We start from the raw sequence: 17384 nt of genomic DNA, 5'->3' as shown, positions 1-17384 counted from the left end.
GCCGTCTTCGGTGTGTCGCCGGGCCATCCGGATGCGACGCCTGCGGTCCCATGTTTGCCTGAACGGGAGTCCTCCCGGTGCGTCGCGCGCCGGAACACGCTTCGCCACGGCTCCTGATCGAGTCGCAGGCCCGCTCTCCGGTCGGGATACACGGAAGGATCAGCGGTGGAAGAGTCCGAGGGTCCCACCCGACGCCCGGGGCCGGGTCGGAGCAGGCGACTGGTCACGGTCGCGGGGTTGCTGGGTGTGCTGCTCTGCGTAGGGGCCGGGGTCATGGCACCGATGTGCATCGCGCACACCCAGGTCGCACCGCCACCTCCCCCGCCACCGCCTCCACCTCCTCCGCCGCCACCCCCGCCGCCGCCACCACCCCCACCACCTCCGCCACCTCTGGTACCGGAACCGCCCCCACCACCGGTCACCCGTCCACCGGATCGTCCCTCCCCCGTGGTTCCGACCTCGGCCCCGGGCTATCGAGGAACGACGGCGCCGCCACCCTCCCAGAACAGTCGGCCGCCCACCCAGCGGACGACGCCCGCCCCTGATCCTCGATCGCGCCCCGCTCTGGTCCTGGCCCCCGCAAGGGGCGGTGCCGGCACGACGGTGGCGGTCTCCGGTTCGGCCTACTCGGCCTGCCGCCCCGGATCCCGGATCGACATCCGTTGGGACGGTGCCGCCATCGCCTCCCTCGATGCGCCGGTTGCCCCGAATGGAGGCAGTTTCAGCGTCCGATTCGTGGTCCCGAAAGGCGCGTCCAAAGGGAGCCACCAGGTTTCGGCGCGATGTGAGGGAGCGGACGCCTCCACCTCCTTCGAAGTCACCACGGGCACCGGACCGGGTTCTTCTCGGCCGCCGACCGCAACCCGCTCCCCGTCGTCTTCGACCGCGGTACTCGACACCGGAGCCGGAGCCGGCGCGGGCTCGGGCTGGGTGATCGGGGCGGCGGCGGCCGGCGGTCTCCTGGTGGCCGCGCTCGCGGGCTACCTGGGCTTCTCCCACCGAGGGCGCGGACCGCGCTGGACCCGTCGACACGTCCGCGCGGTGCTGCGGCCGGGCTTCGCGTCGGACGGGGTGCAGGACGTCAGGGATACGGGCGGAGCGAGCCGAACGGTACGGCTCGAACCTCGTTCGGATCCCGGTGAACAAACCATCAAGGAGGTGGACCCATGACCGACGGCGTCCCGCATCCCACGTCCGTGCGCGAACTGCTGTTCGGCGACGACGTCGAAGCCGCCGCGGAATCGCTCGTCGACGCGGCTCGCGAACACGAGGTCGCCGCGATGCTCAAGCGCGGAGCCCAGGGCCTGACGGACAACGCGAGCCGGACCGTCGAGCGTGAGGTCGCCTCGGTGGTCAACGGCTTCCTGAGCCTGGATCTCCTCGACCTCGTGGCCGCCGGATGGGCCAAGCACAGTGCGATGGTCGAGGCCGCACGACGCACCCGTGCCGCTCCGGACACCGAGGAGGTCGTCGCCCTGGCAACCCACCAGGTCACGTCCACGCATCGCCCGTGCGTCGACCTGAGGGTCGACGGTGTCCGGGTCGGCACCCTGGAGATCGGCCTCACTGTCGCCTTCGACATCGAGGGGATGCTGGCCGTCGTCCGCCAAGCCCATCTGATGTCGCTGCGCTGCGGCACCTGCACGACCACCGGCACGCTGGCGATGCAGGATGCGGTCGTCGCCAGTCGCCACTGCGACCTGGATCTGCCGGGCGCCATGCGGTTCAGGTCGGGCATCGCCCTCCTCCCGGCGCAGGACCGGACGTCGCACAACGACCCGGCATAGCGCGTCGAGCACATCGGGTGTCCTGCGGCGCGCCCTGCGAGGGCGGATCGCGGGTACCGGGAACCGGACGGCCCGAGGGTGCGTCACATCGGCGCCGCGCAGGGTGCGTGGCGTTCCGGAGGTGGACCCGTGCCCGTCACCCCAGCGCGATTGACCCTGGCGCTCGCGGCCACGCTCTTCGCGACCGTGCTGACCGCGTGCGGTGCGGAGCGTGATTCGGCCGACCCGAGCGGACCCGCACACAGCGGGCGCGAGCCGGCCGACACCGGCGCGCAGGCCCGACGGGACGCCGAACAGGCGGCCGACCGCTGGGAGGCGGATCACACGACGGACAGGCCGCGCGCGTTCATCGTCCGCGACGCCCACCCGACCCAGGCCGGCAACTGGGAAGCGCACAACCACGCCTTCAAGGTCTCGCTCTCCGACGGCTGCTTCGCGCCTCCCGAGCCGGGAGTCCTGCCGCGGACACCGGTCGACGGCGAGGTCCGCTGGGCCGACGGGGTCCTCCAGCGCCGCCCCTCGCGGGCCCCGCTCCAAGGATTCGGCGCGTCGCTGCCGGCCGAGTCGAAGGCACGGTGCGGAACGGCGGAGTCGCCCAGGCTGACCGTCGCCTCCGCGACCGCCACGACGCGCACCGTGCAGACCACCGAGGGCGCCGCGACCGTCCCGGCCTGGGAGATCGCGTTCGCGGGAACCTCCGTACGGGTGACCACCCTCGCGGTCACGACCGACCCGCCGCCGTCCTCGCGCGGCGCGTTCGGGAGCGCGAGTACCGCGACGGTGGGCGCGGACGGCCGCACCGTCACCGTCGGATTCAGCGGTTCGCCGGACGGGCCCGGCCCGTGCGGAAACGACTACGAGTTGGTGACCGTACAGCGCGACAGGGTCGTCGCGGTGGCCCCGGTCACCATCCCGAAGCCCGGCCCGACCGCCGACGGCGCCGGCCACCCCCTCGCGTGCCCCGCGATCGCGGCCATGCGTACCGAAACGGTCGTCCTCGACGCACCACTGGGCAACCGGGCACTGATCGGCACCGACGGCCTGCCCCTCGCCCCGGCCCCGACGATCCCGGCGAGGTGACCACCGATTCCGCGAGTCGGCACGCCGCGGGCAGGACGGGCTTCCCACCCGTCCTGCCCGCGGCGGCGGAACACCCGCCCCGTCGACCGCGGTTGCCAAGGCCGCGGGGCGGCACACCGCCCTGGCGCGGCGGGATGATCAGCAGGGCTGGTCGATGTGGTCCGGGTGGAACCGCACGGCGCCCAGGCCGTTCGGGTCGAAGAGGTCCAGGAGACCGCGCAGCGGCTCGTCCGGCTGCGCGGGTCCCCACAGTTCCAGGGCCATCTCGCCGTGGTAGAGCATCGGCCAGCGCACGTAGTGGCGGGTGTCCGCGGGGTCGTGCAGGGCGCGCGAGGCGGCCAGCGTGGAGCGGGCCACGTCGATCATCAGGTCCGTGCCGCAGCCGAAGCCGTACGGGTAGCGCTCCCGGTCCGGCGGGATGGTCTCGATCAGGGCCGGGTCGGCGTACGAGACCCCGACGTGCGCGTGCAGGCCCGCCCGGATGGCCGGTACCTCGTGGGTGCCGTTCGGGTCCCACTGCCAATGCCCCGCCGCGTTCCTGCCGACCCGTACGGTGGGCGCCGCCTCGAACAGCGCGCACACCTCCCACGCCTCCACCGACGGCGCCATCGGCTGCGCGCCCTCGGGGGCCAGGACCCGCAACCGGCCCTGGTTCAGCCGGTAGTCGACGGCCACGAGGTCGGTGTCGGAGAGATCGCGCTTGTCCACACCCCAGCGTCCGGACGCGGTGACCACGAGCGCGTTCAGGTCGGGGTCGAACGCGAAGAGCATGCCCTCGCTGAATCCCTGCAGGTTGAGGTACATCGCGTAGGTGCGGCTCAGCCGCGGCGACACGAAGTCGCGCATCGCGTGCGGGGCGGGCAACAGCCCGAGGTCCCCCATCCGCGTCCCGGCCACCGCCAGGCTCCGCGGCGCGTGGGCCGCGGCCCACGCGTCGGCGGTGATGGCGTCGGGCACCACGTCGTGCCGGCCGGCCACCTCGTGGGCGCAGGCCGCGGAGACCAGTCGGTCGCAGACACCCTGGGCGACGTTCTCGGTCTCGGTGGGGTGTCCGCCCTCCATCGTGCACAGCGTCGCCTCGGCGACCTCACCGGGCACCGCGCCGGGCGTGATGAACACGACGGTGAACACGCCCACCCTGGCCATCAGGATCCGCGCGGCGCGCACCACCTCGGGGTGCGACATCTCGCTCAGCCGCTCGGGCACTTCCGCCACCGCGACCAACCGCCCGACCGTGCCCTGCCGGCCCTGCTCCTTGCGGAGTTTGAGCATCAGCGGGGTCTGTTCCTCCACGATCCGGTCGGCCAGCGGGCCGGGGCCGTCGGGTACGGACACGCCCACCAGGACCACGTCGAACCTGGTCTCGTTCTCGCCCGGCGGGATCACCCGGTGCCCGCCGCGCTCGAACGCCGCCGCCAGGTCGCGCAGGAACGAGCGTGCCACATCGGAGAGTTCGGGAGCCGGGTCGATGACCCGGACCGTGCACGAACGCCACCAGTCCAACTCCTCGAGCCGTCGACCCGGGGCCGGGGCGGCAAGTCGCGCCGCGGATCCCGCCGATGTCGATTCCGCCCGGGTTACGGTGGTCATGAAGGAGCTCCTGACGTTGCTGTGCGGAAGGCGAGGACGGCGTTCTGCCCGCCGAACGCGACCGACGTGGAGATCGCGGTGTTCAGGCGAGTGGGACGGCGCGGGGTCTTGGCAACCACGTCCAGGTCCGGATCCAGATCCGGGTCGGTGCGGTGGTGGTTGGCGGTGGGTGGAATGCTCCCGTGTTCGAGGGTCAGGACGGTCACGATCGCCTCGATCGCGCCGCCCGCGCCGCCGGTGTGGCCCAGCACGCTCTTGACGGCGGTGATCGGTGGGCAGCGGTCGAAGGTGGTCGCGAGGAAGCGCGCCTCGGCGGCGTCGTTGAGCAGCGTGCCGGTGCCGTGCGTGTTGACGTGGTCGACGTCGGCCGCGCTCCAACCGGCGTCGGCCAGGGCCGCGAGGGTGGCCAGTCGCGCGCCCCGGCCGTCGGGGTGCGGCGCGGTGAGGTGGTGGGCGTCGTTCGCGGCGCCGTAGCCGGACAGCAGGGACCGCACCCGGGCGCGGCGGGCGCGTGCGTGCTCCGGGCGCTCCAGCACCACGACGCCCACGCCCTCCCCCAGGACGAAGCCGTCCCGGTCGGCGTCGAACGGCCGGCAGGCGTGCGCCGGGTCGCCGGGGTGGGTGGACAGGGCGCCCAACTGGGCGAAGCCGCTCGCGGTGAGTGGATTGCACATGCTGTCGACACCGCCGGCGAAGACGATGTCCAGGGTGCCCGCGCGCAGCAGGTCGCGGGCGACGCCCAGCGCCGTCGCGCCGGAGGCGCAGCCCGCGGCGGGCGCGAAGTTGGTGCCCTGGGCGCCGAGATCGAGACCCACCTCGGTGGCCGCGGTGTTGGGCAGCGAGCGGGGCAGACCGGCCGGGGAGATGGCGGTGATCCGGCCGGTGAGCAGCCTCTCCATGCAGGTCAGCAGGGACTCCATGGACGGTCCGCCCGCGCCGATGACGACGCCGACGCGGGTGGGGTCCCAGGTCTGGGGATCCAGCCCGGCGTCGGCCAGGGCCTCCCGGGCGGCGACGACGGTCATCTGCGCGCTGCGGTCCATCCGCCGGGACAACCTCCGGCCGAGGACGGCGTCCGGCGCGAAGCCGGGGACCCTGCAGGAGATGTCCACGGGCAGGCCGGCCAGCCCCGGGTCGCGGCGAGCGGTGGACACACCCGCGCACAGGGTCCGCCAGGTGGCTTCGACTCCGATCCCGCCGGCGGTCACCAGGCCCAGACCGGTGACCGCAACCTCGGAGGACGCCATCTCAGCTCGCCGGGGACGCGACAGGGGCCGGAGGCTGTGCCGGGGCCGGGACGGGGGCCGAGGCCGACTCGGCGGCCGGCGCTTCGGAGGGGGCGACGGCGGAGGGCGGCGCGGTCCGCACGAACGGTTCGGCCTGCGGGGCGGCCTCGAACGCGGCGACGGCCTGGGCCAGCGTGGTGTCCTTGCCCAACTCGCCGAGCCTGCTGAAGTCCTTGCCCGTCTGGTCCGCGATGATGACGGCCAGCTCCGCCATCGACAACGAGTCCAACTCCAGCGCGCTGAAAGTCGCTTCCGGAACGACATCCCCGGCGTCGATGCCGAACTCCTCGACCAGCAACTCACACAGCATCGCGTACACGGGGAATGCCTTCCTGCTCGGTGGGACCGCGCACACCCGGCGGCGCGTGCTCGTACGGCACCGATCGGGTATGCGATCGAGCACCTTGTGTATCGGTGGCGAAGGCTCGGGCAAAATTCCCGCCCCGCGTCTCCCTTGGCCCCCAATCTGCCCTCCACCTGGGGTGATGTGCCGGGAACTGCGCCGGACGACACGCTGATGTTCACCCGCAAGTACGCAGCGCCACGCGCCCGGACCCATCCCGCGGCGGCGGAGCGTGACCTTTCCGGGGCCCGTTCGGTTAACGATCCCGGACGCCTCGGAAGGCAAGCCTCGGAGAGACAAGGAGGACAGCGATGTCCACCGCCCTGGTCACCGGCGCCAGTCACGGCATCGGTGCCGACCTCGCCCGCGCTCTCGCCGCCCGCGGCCACGATCTGGTGCTGGTCGCCCGCGGCGCCGAATCGCTGGACGCTCTCGCGGTCGAGTTGGAGAAGGACCACGGCGTGTCGGTGCGCGCGCTGCCCGCCGACCTGACCGTCGAGGACGACCTCGAACGTGTGGCCGTCGCGGCGCGTGACGCCGACATCCTGGTCAACAACGCCGGCGCGAGTGTGGGCACTTCCTTCGAACGTACGGCCTGGGCGGACGAGCGGCGCATGCTCGACCTCAACGTGGTCGCCCCCTCGCGGCTCGTCCACGCCGCGCTTCCGGAGATGCTCCGGCGGGGCAACGGCCGCATCCTGACGGTGTCCTCGGTGTCCGCCGTCGCCCCGGTCTGGCAGGGCACGGCGTACGGCGCGACGAAGGCGTACGAACTGGTGATGACCGAGTCGTTCGCCTACTCCCGCCGCGTCCGCACGTCGCCGGTGGCGTTGACCGCGCTCGTACTCGGCTACACCGCCTCCCGGTTCCACCTCAGTGCCGGCATCGCCGCGCCGCCGCCGTCGCTCACGCTCGCGTCGCCGTACGTGGCGGAGCGGGCGGTGCGCGCCATCCACCGACGCCGCCCACCCGTCGTCTGCGTGCCGAGCCTGCGCTACAAGGTGCTGGCGGGCCTGTTGCGGCACACCCCCCGCCGGCTCCTGACCCTGCCCGGCCTGGCCAAGGACTTCACCACCCTCACGGGTGAAGTCGACACCTCCGTCGCCGGCGTGCGCGAAGCGGAGAGCGTGCCCGAGGTCTCGGTGCGGGCCCGCGTACCCAGCCCGATGGAGCCACGCCCGTAAGCCCCGGGCCGAGCCTTTGGGGCATCCGGCGCGACCTCCCCGCGCGGCGGCGGGCTCGGGTTCGCCTCGTGGCGCACCGGGTCGAATCGGCGGGGGCGGCCGGGGGCGGGGAAGGTGGTCCGGGGCTTGTCGGGTCACGGGTGCGCGGCCTCTCCGGTGGGTGATGCCTGCCCGACTGCCGCCGGCGCCAGGGTTTCCACGGGTCCGCTCGCCGCGGGCCGGCGCCGCGCGGACCCGGGCGCCCGCACGGGCTGCGTCTTGACCGGCTCCGGGAAGTGGCAGGCCACCTCGTGTCCGGGTCGGCCCTCCAGCGCGGTCAGCGGCGGTTCGGTCGTCGCGCACACGTCCTGCGCCTTGTGGCAGCGGGTGCGGAAGCGGCATCCCGAGGGCGGGTCGATCGGGCTGGGTACGTCCCCGCTGAGCCGGATGCGCTCGAGCCGGGCGCCGTCCGGGCCGGTCGCGCCGGGCACGGCGGACAACAGCGCGTGGGTGTAGGGGTGGTGGGCCCGTTCGTACAACGATTCGCGGTCGGCGCTCTCCACGACCCGCCCGAGGTACATCACCATCACCCGGTCGCAGAAGTGCCGGACCACGGCCAGGTCGTGCGCGATGAACACGAACGCGATGCCCAGATCGCGCCGCAGTTCCCCGAGCAGGTTGATCACCTGTGCCTGGATGGACACGTCCAGCGCGGACACCGGTTCGTCGGCCACGATCAGGCTGGGTCCGGCGGCGAGCGCCCGGGCGATGCCGACGCGTTGCCGCTGGCCGCCGGAGAACTCGTGCGGGAAGCGGTTGCGATGCTCGGGGTTGAGGCCGACGGTCTCCAGGAGTTCCTCGATCCGGCGTTCGCGTCCGCCGGGCGGCTCGATGCCGTTGACGTCGAGTGGGGCGCGCAGAATGGTGCCGATGGTCTGCCGCGGATTCAGGGAGGAGTACGGGTCCTGGAAGATCATCTGGATCTGCGCGCGGATCGGCGCCAGTTCGCGGCGTGAGGCGTGCGTGATGTCGCGGCCCCGGTAGGCGATGGTGCCCGCGGTCGGCTCCAGCAGTCGGGTGATCAGCCGCCCGGTCGTGGACTTGCCGCACCCGGACTCGCCCACCAGGCCGACGCTCTGCCCGGCGCCGACGGTCAGGTCGACGCCGTCGACCGCGCGGACGGCCCCGGTGCGACGGCGCAGCAGGCTTCGGCCCGTCGGGAAGTGCTTGGTCAGTCCGCTCACCCGGAGCAGCGACGACTCGGGCGCGTCCGGCGACTTGGTCTTCATGGGGTGGCTCCTCGCGAGTCCGTCGGCGCCGCGGTGGCCGGCGCCCCGTCCAGATGGCAGGCGGCGGCGTGCTCGCTGCCGCCGGGTCCCGCATGCACGCGCTCCAACAGCGGGAGCACCGTGCGGCATGGTGCCTCGGGGCCGTCGATCACCTGCGTGCAGCGCGGATGGAAGGCACAGCCGGGCGGTGGCGCGAGCAGGCTGGGCGGCGAGCCCGGCACCGGCCGCAGCGGCCGGTCCAGGGCGTCGGACAAACGCGGGACCGAGGCGAGCAGACCCCGGGTATACGGATGCCGGGGCGTCTCCAGGACCTCGCCGACCGCGCCGAACTCGACCGCGCGGCCCGCGTACATCACCAGCACGTCGTCGGCGACGTCGGCGATCACCCCCAGGTCGTGGGTGACCAGGATGATCGCGGTGCCCAACTGTTCCTGCAACTCCGCGAGCAGGTCCAGGATCTGGGCCTGCACGGTGACGTCGAGCGCGGTGGTGGGTTCGTCGGCGATCAGCAGGTCGGGTTCGCACACCAGCGCCATCGCGATCATCGCGCGTTGGCGCATGCCGCCGGAGAACTGGTGCGGGAACTCCCGGGCCCGGCGCGCGGGTTGCGGAATGCCGACCCGGTCCAGCATGTCGACGGCGCGGGCCGTGGCCTCGCGTCGGCCGGCGCCGGTGTGCCGGCGGTAGGTCTCGACGATCTGCGCGCCGACCGTGAAGTACGGCGACAGGGCGGTGAGCGGGTCCTGGAACACCATCGACACGCGTTGGCCGCGCAGGTCCCGCAGGACGCGTTCGGGGGCGCCGACCAGTTCCGTCCCGTCCAGGATCGCGCTGCCCTCGATGGTGGTGCGCGCCGGGTTGTGCAGACCGAGCAGGGTGAGGTTGGTGACGCTCTTGCCCGAGCCGGATTCGCCGACGATGCCGAGCGTACGGCCGCGCTCGACGTCGAAGGAGACGCCGTCGACGGCCTTGACCACGCCGCCCTCGGTGGCGAAGCGCACCCGCAGATCGCGGACCGCGAGGAGGGGAGAGGCCATCACACACGCACCCGGGGGTCGATCACGGCGTACACGGCGTCCACCGCGACATTGGCGAGCACCATCGCGGTGGCGGCGATCAGCACCACGCCGGTGATCATCGGCAGATCGGAGTTGGCGACCGCGTTCACCGCGAGTTTGCCGATGCCGGGGATGTTGAAGGTGGTCTCGGTGACCACCGCGCCGCCGAGCAGGACGCCGAGTTCGATGCCGTAGACGGTCACCACCGGGGTGATCGCACCCCGCCACGCGTGTTTGGCGTAGACCTGACGGGACGTCAATCCCTTGGCCCGCACGGTGCGTACGTGGTCCTCGCCGAGCGCGTCGATCATCGACGCCCGGGTCAAACGCGCGTACACCGCGGCCTGTACGCAGGCCAGCGTCAGCCAGGGCAACAGCAGCCCGCCCGTCCATCCGCCGGGGTCGTCGAGGAGCGGGATGTACTCGGGTTTGGGCAGCCAGCGCAGTTGGTCGACCAGGACGTAGCGGGCGATCACCCCGAGGAACTGGATGGTCACCGAGGCGCCGATCAGCGAGAACGCCATCGTGGCCTTGTCCAGCCAGGTGCCGCGGCGCAGCGCCGCGAGCATGCCGATCATGATGCCGACGCCGAGGAAGATCACCGAGGCGCCCAGGGCCAGCGACAGGGTCGCGGGGAAGCGGTCGAGCAGGGTGTCGAGCACCGGCTCGTGGTTGACGAACGAGTAGCCCAGGCACGGCGCGGAGCAGTGCGAGGAGCCGAAGTCGCGGCCGGCGAAGACGCCGACGATGTAGTGCCAGTACTGCATCGGTACCGACTCGTCCAGCCCCAGGTCGCGTCGGATCAGGGCGAGCGTCTCGGGTGTGCAGGTCTTGCCGCAGGACAGGCGGGCCGGGTCGTCCGGCATCGCGAAGAACAGGAAGAAGGTGACGGTGAAGACGATGAACAGGATCAGCGCCGCACCGAGCAGTCGCTGCACCAGGAATCGGAACATGGGGCCCTCACTGGAGGTCGGACCGGGCAGTGGCCGGGCGGCCCGGCGGCGCGAGCGGGAAGGGGTGAGCCTGCCCACCCGCGCCGGCGGTCGGAGCCGGGGCCGCCCCGCCCGGGGCTACTTGACCCAGACGTCGATCGGATAGGTCGAGCCGATGAAGCCGACTCGTACGCCGCCCAGACCGGGGCCGTACAGGGTCAGTTGGCGCCGGTACACGAACGGCACCACCGGGGCCTCGGCCATGATCTTCTTCTCCAGGTTCGACCATTCCTTGCCGGCCGCCACGACGTCCGACATCGCGGTGATGCGGTCCATCTCGGTGCTCATCACCGGGTTGTTGTAGAGGCTGTAGACGGAGCCGTCGTCGATGATCTTGCGGCCGTCGAACTTGGCCGGGAGCACGGTGGCGGCGCTGGGCCAGTCGGCGCCCCAGCCGGACCAGTACAGGTCGTACTTGTTGTCCATGCGGCCGATCTCGGTGTAATAGCTCTTGTCGTTGATCGGCTGCGGAACCACCTTGAAGCCGGCCTGCTGCAGGGCCTGGACGATGGTCACCGAGACCTGTTCCCACAGCGGGGTCTGGCTGTACGCGTAGGTGATGCTGGGGTTGGGGGTGCCGGACTCGGCCAGCAACTGCCTGGCCTTGGCCGGGTCACCGGTGTTCGGCACGCCGGCCAGGTCGAAGGGTTCGAAGCCGAGCACCGTCGCGCCCATCAGCGTGGTGGCGAACTCGCCGTACGCGGGGCCGCCCAGGATCTGCCGCACCTGTTCCTTGGGGAACGCCGCGATCAGCGCCTGGCGGATCTTCGGGTTGGTCTGGCGCCGGTTGTTGATCTCGAAGTACTCGGTGTACGGGGTGGCCGCGTCCGCCGTGCGGGCCTTGAGGTCCGGTGTGGTGAGCACCTGTTGGGCGACCTCGCGGCCGACCGCGACGCGGAAGGTCATCGCCGTGCGGTCACCGCCGTTGGCCGCGATCAGCCGCTCGTTGATCTGCTGGTTGGACGCGCCGAACTCGAACTTCCACTGGTCGGGGTAGGCGTGCCGGACCGCGTCGGTGTTGGGGTCCCAGTGCTCGTTGCGGACCATCGTCATGGACTTGTCGATCTCGCGGGCGGAGATCTTGTAGGGGCCGCTGGAGAACGGGTGCTTGTCGTACTCGAGTTTCGTGTCCTTGGCCCGCGGCACCGGAGTGCTGGTGTGCATGGCGACCGCGAACGGGAAGTCGCCGCGCGGAGCCGGGAGTGCGAAGGTGATGGTGCGCGCGTCCGGGGTCTTGATCGCGTCCAGTTCGCGGCCGGCGTACGGGCCGTCGTACACCGAGCGGAAGTCGGCGTTGCCGACGAGCCATTCCTGGATCCAGGTGGGGCCGCCGGTGATCTCCTTGGCGAACGAGCGCTCGACGCCGTACTTGACGTCCTGCGCGGTGATCGGCGACCCGTCCTCGTACTTGAGCCCGTCCTTGAGGGTGAAGGTCCAGGTCTTGCCGCCGTCGGGGCTGGTCCCGGTGTCGGTGGCCAGGTCGCCGACCAGGGTGGTGTGGTCGCCCTCCTGCTTGTACGTGGTGAGCTGACGCGAGATCAGCAGCTCCGCCGTCTGCTCGTGCGAGACGTAGACCCGGGCCGGGTCCAGATGGTTGAAGTCCGCGCGCTCCAGGACCGTGGCGGTGCCGCCGGTCTTGGCACCGGGGAGTGCCTTGGCCGGGCCCTTCGACTCGGCGGCGGCGCCGATCGACACGGCGCGGACCTGGGCCTTGGGGGCACCCTTTCCGGGCTCCTTGGTGTCCGGGGTGCCGCCGCCGCCCGAACAGGCGGCCGCGCCGAGGGCGAGGGTGAGCGCGGCGAGCGCGGTTCGGGTGAGGCGAGTGGGTCTGCGCCGAGGGTTCATGATTCCTTCCGAGGGTTGCCGTGCGAGTGCGGTGTGGCGAAGGGACCGGTGCCGGACGCGACGTGGCGGGCTCAGCGGTCGCTCTTGGGATCGAGCGCGTCGCGGACCGAGTCGCCGAGCAGGTTGAAGGCGACGACGAAGACGAGCATCGAGATGCCGGGAACGCACATGTAGGTGATGTCGGTCCGGTAGACCTCGGCGCCCTTGAGCAACATCCGCCCCCAGTCGGGGGTGGGTTCGACCATGCCCACGCCCAGGTAGGACAGGGCGGCCTCGGTGGTGACGTACGCGGGCACCGCCATCGACGCGCTGACCAGGATCGGGGTGACCAGGTTGGGCAGCAGTTCGCGCAGCACGATGCGGCCGGGCGAGGCGCCGATCACCCGTGCCGCCTCGACGTATTCGCGGGCGCGCAGCGAGAGCACCTGACCGCGCAGCAGTCGGGCCACCGAGGCCCAGCCGAAGGCGGAGAGCACCGCGACGATGACCGCCCCGCGCAGCACCGGGGACATCTGCTCGCCCGGGCGGGTCAGCAGCGAGGTGACCACCGGGGTGAACGCGATGAAGAACAGCGTCGCCGGGAAGCTGAGCATGACGTCGATCAGTCGGCCCACCAGGAAGTCGGCGCGTCCGCCGAGGTAGCCGGCGGTCACTCCCACCAGCACGCCGAGCACGGTGACGATGGCGACCACGGCCAGCGAGATGAGCAGCGAGGTGCGGATGCCGTACAGGAGTTGGGTGAGCACGTCCCGGCCCAGTCCGGGTTCGAGGCCGAGCCAGAACTCGCCGGACATGCCGCCGTTGGGTGCGATCGGGAAGCCGAACTCGTTGAGCAGGCCGGGTCGGTTCTGGCCGTAGGTGGTGTAGGGGTCGTGCCCGTACCACCGGGCGAACAGCGGTGCGCCCAGGCCCGCGACGACGAAGACGGCGACGACGCAGGCGGCGACGATCCCGGTGCGGTCGCGCCGGAAGCGACGCCAGGCGAGTTGCGAGGGGCGCAGCCCGGTGGGGGCGGTGCCGACGGCGGGCGAAACCTGGTCCGCCGGCGGATCCGTGGGGGGCGCGAGCGTGGTCATGGTGGCGGGCCTCTCGGGAGGCGGCGGGGTGGGGTGGTTGGTGGGGAACTCTGCCCACGGGCGATGCAATGGTCAAGATCTGCACCGTGTCACATTTAAGGTGCGACATTGTATTTATCTTTTCTTTACCATCCACCTGCGGTTTTACCGCCACGCTCGACTTTCGACGCGATCGACGCCGGGTCTGGTGAAACCATGAAGCAATGTGACATTGTACTGACGTTGTCACTGCCATCGACTTCCGCATCGACCCGAGGAGCCCCCGTGTCCGGCCCGATCCCCACCGACCACACCCGCCGGCCGTGGCGCGGCCTGATGGTCGCCACCACGCTGCCGCTGCGCGCGGACCTGAGCATCGACTACGACGCCTTCGCCGACCACGTGCGCGCACTCGTCGACGCGGGCTGCGACGGCGTGGTGCCCAACGGTTCCCTGGGCGAGTACCAGGTCCTGACCCCCGAGGAACGCGCCGAGGTGGTCCGCGTCGCGGTCGAGGCCGTGGGCGGCGCCCGGGTGATGCCCGGCGTCGCCGCGTACGGCTCGGCCGAGGCCTGCCGCTGGACCGAGCAGGCGGCCCTGGCCGGCGCCGAGGCGGTCATGCTGCTGCCGCCGAACGCCTACCGCGCCGACGAGGCCGAGGTGCACGCGCACTACGCCGACGTGGCCTCGGTCGGCCTGCCCGTCGTCGCCTACAACAACCCGTTCGACACCCGGGTGGACCTGGCCCCCGAACTACTGGCGAAGCTGCACGCCGACGGCCACATCGTCGGCGTCAAGGAGTTCAGCGGCGACCCCCGCCGCGCCTACCGCATCGCCGAACTGGCGCCCGGCCTGGACCTGTTGGCGGGTGCCGACGACGTGCTCCTGGAGCTGGCCGTGGCCGGCGCCAAGGGCTGGATCGGCGGATTCCTCAACGTCCTCCCCCACTCCTGCGTCGAGCTCTACCGCGCCGCCGTCGCCGGCGACCTGCCCCGGGCCCGGGAGTTGTACGACGTCCTGCACCCGCTGCTGCGCTGGGACACCCGCACCGAGTTCGTCCAGGCGATCAAGCTGTCCATGGACGTGGTCGGCAAGCCGGGCGGCCCCTGCCGTCCGCCCCGCCGGCCGCTGAACGCCGAGACGCGGGAAAGCGTCCGGCTGGCGACCGAGCGGGCCCTCGCGGCCGGACTGAGCTGAACCGGCGCCGCCGCACCCGGCCGACACGACGCCGACTCCCGCCGGGCCGTCCGGCCGACCGGTCGTCCCGCCGACCCCGGCCCGCCGTCACCGGGCGCGCCCGGATCACCGCGCACCCGCGGTATCCCGATCGATCCACCGACCCCTTCCCGAAGGGCTTCCCGCCGTGACCACCACGTCCGCCGCACCGCCGGTGCGCAGCCACAACCCCGCCGACCCCGACGAACTCGTCGCCGAGGCACCCGCGGTGTCGCCGTCCGACGTGCGCCGCGCCGCCGAACGTGCCCGCACCGCCCAACGCGGTTGGGTGGCGGCCGGGGCCTCGGCCCGGTGCGCCGCGCTCGGCGCCGCCGCCGACCGACTCGCCGCCACCGCCGACTCCTTCGCCGACCTGATCGTGCGCGAGGTCGGAAAGCCGATCGGCGAGGCGCGCGGCGAGATCACCCGCGCCATCGCGATCCTGCGCTACAACGCGCAGCAGGTCTACGACCCGGTCGGCTCCGTGCACGAGCCCGCCTCGGGCCCCGGCCTGCTGCTGACCCGACGCCGACCGTACGGCCTGGCCGGGCTGGTGACACCGTGGAACTTCCCGCTGGCGATCCCGCTCTGGAAGGCCGCGCCCGCGCTCGCCACGGGCAACGCGGTGCTGCTCAAGCCCGCCCCGCAGGCGGTCGGCTGCGCGCTGCGCCTGGCCGAACTGCTCGACGCGGTGTTGCCGGCCGACCTGTTCACCGTGCTGCCGGGCGAGGCCGCCACCGGTGCGGCCGTGGTCGAGGCCGCCGACGTGGTCTCGTTCACCGGTTCGACCGCCGTGGGCCTGGACGTGGTCCGCGCGGCCACCGTTCGAGGGGTCCCCGTGCAGGCCGAGATGGGCGGTTGCAACGCCGCCCTGGTCCTGCCGGACGCCGATGTGCGGGCCACCGCCGCGCAGTTGATCGCGGCGGCGTTCGGCTACGCGGGCCAGAAGTGCACCGCCACCCGGCGGATCATCGTGGTGGGCGATCCCGATCCGCTGCGCGAGGCGCTGGACGCCGCCGCCCGGGCGCTGCCGGTGGGCGACCCGGCCGACGCCGCGACGGTGTGCGGGCCGGTGGTCACCGAGGCGGCCCGCACCCGGGTGCGCGACGCGCTCGACTCGGCGCTCGCCGCCGGCGGCCGGGTGCTGACCGCGGGCCGCGCGTACGACGGCGCGGGCTGGTTCGCCACCCCGACCATCCTGGAGCGGGTGCCGACCGGCCACGCCGTGCTGCACGAGGAGATCTTCGGCCCCGTCGCGGTCCTGCAACGCGCGAGCGACCTGGATCGGGCCATCGAGCTGGCGCGCGACGTGCCGCACGGCCTGGTCGCGTCGGTGCACACCCGCGACCTGGACGCCGCGCTCGCCGTCGTCGACCGGATCGACACCGGCCTGGTCAAGGTCAACGCGCCCACCACGGGTGTCGACTTCCACCTGCCCTTCGGCGGAACGAAGGCCTCCAGCCACGGGCCGCGCGAACAGGGCCGCGCCGCGGCGGACTTCTACACCGCCACCCGCACCGTGAGCCTGCTGCCGGCGAATCCGACGGGCGCTGTGTGAGCACGCCGGAGCACGCGAGCGCCGCAATGCCGAAGCTCCGGGGCAGCACGCGTCGGGAACGGGACGGGGAGGTGGTGGGCACAATGCCGAACAGACTGTAACATTGCACATTGCACAGGTTTTCGAGGTGCACCCCGCCTCGAGGAAGGACATCCGATGAGAGCGCACGCCGAAGTGCCGACCGAGCCGACCGGCGAGACCGCCGCCGCGGCGAACACGCCGGAGCGGCCCCTGGATCTGCCGTTCGTGCAGGAGCGCCGCAGCCTGCGCGACCAGGTGACGCACGCCCTGCGTGCCGCCCTCATTGCCGGTGAGCTGCGCCCGGAGGTCGTCTACTCGGCGCCGAGCCTGGCCGCCCAGTTCCGCGTCTCGGCGACCCCCGTGCGCGAGGCGATGCTCGACCTGGTCAAGGAAGGTCTGGTCGAGGTCGTCCGCAACAAGGGCTTCCGGGTCACCGCGCTGTCCGGACGCGACCTCGACGAGTACACCGAGATCCGGTCGATGATCGAGATCCCGATCGTCGTGGGCCTGGCCGAGACCGCCGACCCCGCCGCGCTTCAGGCACTGCGCCCGGTGGCCGCCGCGATCGTGGCCGCCGCCGAGCGACGCGACCTGATCGGCTATCTGGAGTCCGACCGGCAGTTCCACCTCGGGCTCCTCCAACTCGGCGGCAACCAGCGCCTGGTCGAGGTCGTCGGCGACCTGCGCAAGCGCTCGCGCCTGTACGGACTCACCCGACTCGCCGAACGCGGCGCGCTGGTGGCCTCCGCCCGCGAACACGAGGAGATCCTCGACCTGTTGCTCGCCGGCGACGGCGAGGGCGTGCGGGCGGCGATGAGCGAACACCTCGGCCACATCCGCTCGCTCTGGTCCGACCCGGCCCACGAGCCCGCACCCGGGTCCGCACCCGAATAACGCGCGTCGCCGGCGCGGTGGCCGGGAACCCACCACGGTTCCCGACCACCGCGCCGAACGCGGACCTCCGCGATCACCCTCACCGATCCAGGTTCGCCGGCACCCGGTCGGCACGGGGGCGGTCGGCACGGGTGGACACATGCAGCCGCGGCGTGTCCCCCGCGCGAACACTCGGCCAACCTGACCACGCCACAAGATCCATAACGCT

General features: G+C 72.4%; 14 protein-coding genes. 6 read left to right on the top strand and 8 right to left on the bottom strand.

What is annotated here, in order from left to right; genetic code table 11:
• The first annotated feature begins 1166 nt into the window (after window positions 1-1166).
• On the top strand, window positions 1167-1787 hold the full coding sequence (locus tag ACWCPW_RS12045) for a hypothetical protein (protein ID WP_449761441.1): 621 nt from the start codon (window positions 1167-1169) through the stop codon (window positions 1785-1787).
• A 129-nt stretch (window positions 1788-1916) separates the two neighbouring features.
• Window positions 1917-2867: a hypothetical protein gene (locus ACWCPW_RS12040; RefSeq protein WP_449761440.1), complete on the top strand. Its 951-nt coding sequence runs from the start codon at window positions 1917-1919 to the stop codon at window positions 2865-2867.
• Window positions 2868-3005: 138 nt separating this feature from the next.
• Here ACWCPW_RS12040 and ACWCPW_RS12035 read toward each other — a convergent pair whose 3' ends face one another.
• The 3 genes from ACWCPW_RS12035 to ACWCPW_RS12025 are packed head-to-tail and all read right to left on the bottom strand — an operon-like array spanning window position 3006 to window position 6053.
• The gene (locus ACWCPW_RS12035; protein WP_449761439.1) at window positions 3006-4457 is read right to left on the bottom strand and encodes a hypothetical protein; all 1452 of its coding nucleotides are present in this window, start codon (window positions 4455-4457) and stop codon (window positions 3006-3008) included.
• Window positions 4454-5704 carry a beta-ketoacyl-[acyl-carrier-protein] synthase family protein gene (locus ACWCPW_RS12030; protein WP_449761438.1) on the bottom strand — a complete coding sequence of 417 codons (1251 nt, stop codon included), beginning with the start codon at window positions 5702-5704 and terminating at the stop codon, window positions 4454-4456. Before ACWCPW_RS12030 ends, ACWCPW_RS12035 begins: the two co-directional genes overlap by 4 nt.
• Window position 5705: 1 nt before the next feature.
• Window positions 5706-6053: an acyl carrier protein gene (locus ACWCPW_RS12025; RefSeq protein ID WP_449761577.1), complete on the bottom strand. Its 348-nt coding sequence runs from the start codon at window positions 6051-6053 to the stop codon at window positions 5706-5708.
• 344 nt (window positions 6054-6397) lie between these two features.
• On the opposite strand from ACWCPW_RS12025, the gene ACWCPW_RS12020 reads away from it, so the two are divergent.
• Window positions 6398-7270 carry an SDR family NAD(P)-dependent oxidoreductase gene (locus tag ACWCPW_RS12020; RefSeq protein ID WP_449761437.1) on the top strand — a complete coding sequence of 291 codons (873 nt, stop codon included), beginning with the start codon at window positions 6398-6400 and terminating at the stop codon, window positions 7268-7270.
• A 134-nt stretch (window positions 7271-7404) separates the two neighbouring features.
• Here ACWCPW_RS12020 and ACWCPW_RS12015 read toward each other — a convergent pair whose 3' ends face one another.
• The 5 genes from ACWCPW_RS12015 to ACWCPW_RS11995 all read right to left on the bottom strand — a co-directional run bounded on the left by ACWCPW_RS12015 (window position 7405) and on the right by ACWCPW_RS11995 (window position 13509).
• On the bottom strand, window positions 7405-8538 hold the full coding sequence (locus ACWCPW_RS12015; RefSeq protein ID WP_449761436.1) for an ABC transporter ATP-binding protein: 1134 nt from the start codon (window positions 8536-8538) through the stop codon (window positions 7405-7407).
• On the bottom strand, window positions 8535-9575 hold the full coding sequence (locus ACWCPW_RS12010; RefSeq protein WP_449761435.1) for an ABC transporter ATP-binding protein: 1041 nt from the start codon (window positions 9573-9575) through the stop codon (window positions 8535-8537). The genes ACWCPW_RS12015 and ACWCPW_RS12010 overlap by 4 nt, the downstream gene beginning before the upstream one ends.
• Window positions 9575-10549 (bottom strand): ABC transporter permease, encoded by a 975-nt coding sequence (locus ACWCPW_RS12005; protein WP_449761434.1) that lies wholly within the window; start codon window positions 10547-10549, stop codon window positions 9575-9577. Before ACWCPW_RS12005 ends, ACWCPW_RS12010 begins: the two co-directional genes overlap by 1 nt.
• Before the next feature lie 117 nt (window positions 10550-10666).
• On the bottom strand, window positions 10667-12433 hold the full coding sequence (locus tag ACWCPW_RS12000) for an ABC transporter substrate-binding protein (RefSeq protein ID WP_449761433.1): 1767 nt from the start codon (window positions 12431-12433) through the stop codon (window positions 10667-10669).
• 71 nt (window positions 12434-12504) lie between these two features.
• Window positions 12505-13509, bottom strand: a complete 1005-nt coding sequence (locus tag ACWCPW_RS11995) for an ABC transporter permease (RefSeq protein ID WP_449761432.1) — start codon at window positions 13507-13509, stop codon at window positions 12505-12507.
• 315 nt (window positions 13510-13824) lie between these two features.
• Between ACWCPW_RS11995 and ACWCPW_RS11990 the strand changes: the two genes are divergently transcribed.
• The 3 genes from ACWCPW_RS11990 (at window position 13825) to ACWCPW_RS11980 (ending at window position 17176) form a co-directional block, all read left to right on the top strand.
• A complete protein-coding gene (locus ACWCPW_RS11990; RefSeq protein ID WP_449761576.1) occupies window positions 13825-14685 on the top strand; it encodes a dihydrodipicolinate synthase family protein in 861 nt (286 codons plus the stop codon).
• Between the two features lie 166 nt (window positions 14686-14851).
• Window positions 14852-16261 (top strand): aldehyde dehydrogenase family protein, encoded by a 1410-nt coding sequence (locus ACWCPW_RS11985; protein ID WP_449761431.1) that lies wholly within the window; start codon window positions 14852-14854, stop codon window positions 16259-16261.
• A gap of 156 nt (window positions 16262-16417) precedes the next feature.
• A complete protein-coding gene (locus tag ACWCPW_RS11980; protein WP_449761430.1) occupies window positions 16418-17176 on the top strand; it encodes a GntR family transcriptional regulator in 759 nt (252 codons plus the stop codon).
• The last annotated feature ends 208 nt before the right edge of the window (window positions 17177-17384 follow it).

The sequence above is a fragment of the Embleya sp. NPDC001921 genome (assembly GCF_053594475.1).
This window is presented reverse-complemented; position numbering and strand designations above follow the sequence as displayed.

Bases quoted from the DNA above. Each gene is read 5' to 3' on its own strand.
- ACWCPW_RS12015 (WP_449761436.1), bottom strand. From the start codon at position 8,538: ATGAAGACCAAGTCGCCGGACGCGCCCGAGTCGTCGCTGCTCCGGGTG.
- ACWCPW_RS12030 (WP_449761438.1), bottom strand. From the start codon at position 5,704: ATGGCGTCCTCCGAGGTTGCGGTCACCGGTCTGGGCCTGGTGACCGCC.
- ACWCPW_RS12000 (WP_449761433.1), bottom strand. From the start codon at position 12,433: ATGAACCCTCGGCGCAGACCCACTCGCCTCACCCGAACCGCGCTCGCC.
- ACWCPW_RS11980 (WP_449761430.1), top strand. From the start codon at position 16,418: ATGAGAGCGCACGCCGAAGTGCCGACCGAGCCGACCGGCGAGACCGCC.
- ACWCPW_RS12045 (WP_449761441.1), top strand. From the start codon at position 1,167: ATGACCGACGGCGTCCCGCATCCCACGTCCGTGCGCGAACTGCTGTTC.
- ACWCPW_RS12005 (WP_449761434.1), bottom strand. From the start codon at position 10,549: ATGTTCCGATTCCTGGTGCAGCGACTGCTCGGTGCGGCGCTGATCCTG.
- ACWCPW_RS12020 (WP_449761437.1), top strand. From the start codon at position 6,398: ATGTCCACCGCCCTGGTCACCGGCGCCAGTCACGGCATCGGTGCCGAC.
- ACWCPW_RS12010 (WP_449761435.1), bottom strand. From the start codon at position 9,575: ATGGCCTCTCCCCTCCTCGCGGTCCGCGATCTGCGGGTGCGCTTCGCC.
- ACWCPW_RS11995 (WP_449761432.1), bottom strand. From the start codon at position 13,509: ATGACCACGCTCGCGCCCCCCACGGATCCGCCGGCGGACCAGGTTTCG.
- ACWCPW_RS12025 (WP_449761577.1), bottom strand. From the start codon at position 6,053: ATGCTGTGTGAGTTGCTGGTCGAGGAGTTCGGCATCGACGCCGGGGAT.
- ACWCPW_RS11990 (WP_449761576.1), top strand. From the start codon at position 13,825: ATGGTCGCCACCACGCTGCCGCTGCGCGCGGACCTGAGCATCGACTAC.
- ACWCPW_RS12035 (WP_449761439.1), bottom strand. From the start codon at position 4,457: ATGACCACCGTAACCCGGGCGGAATCGACATCGGCGGGATCCGCGGCG.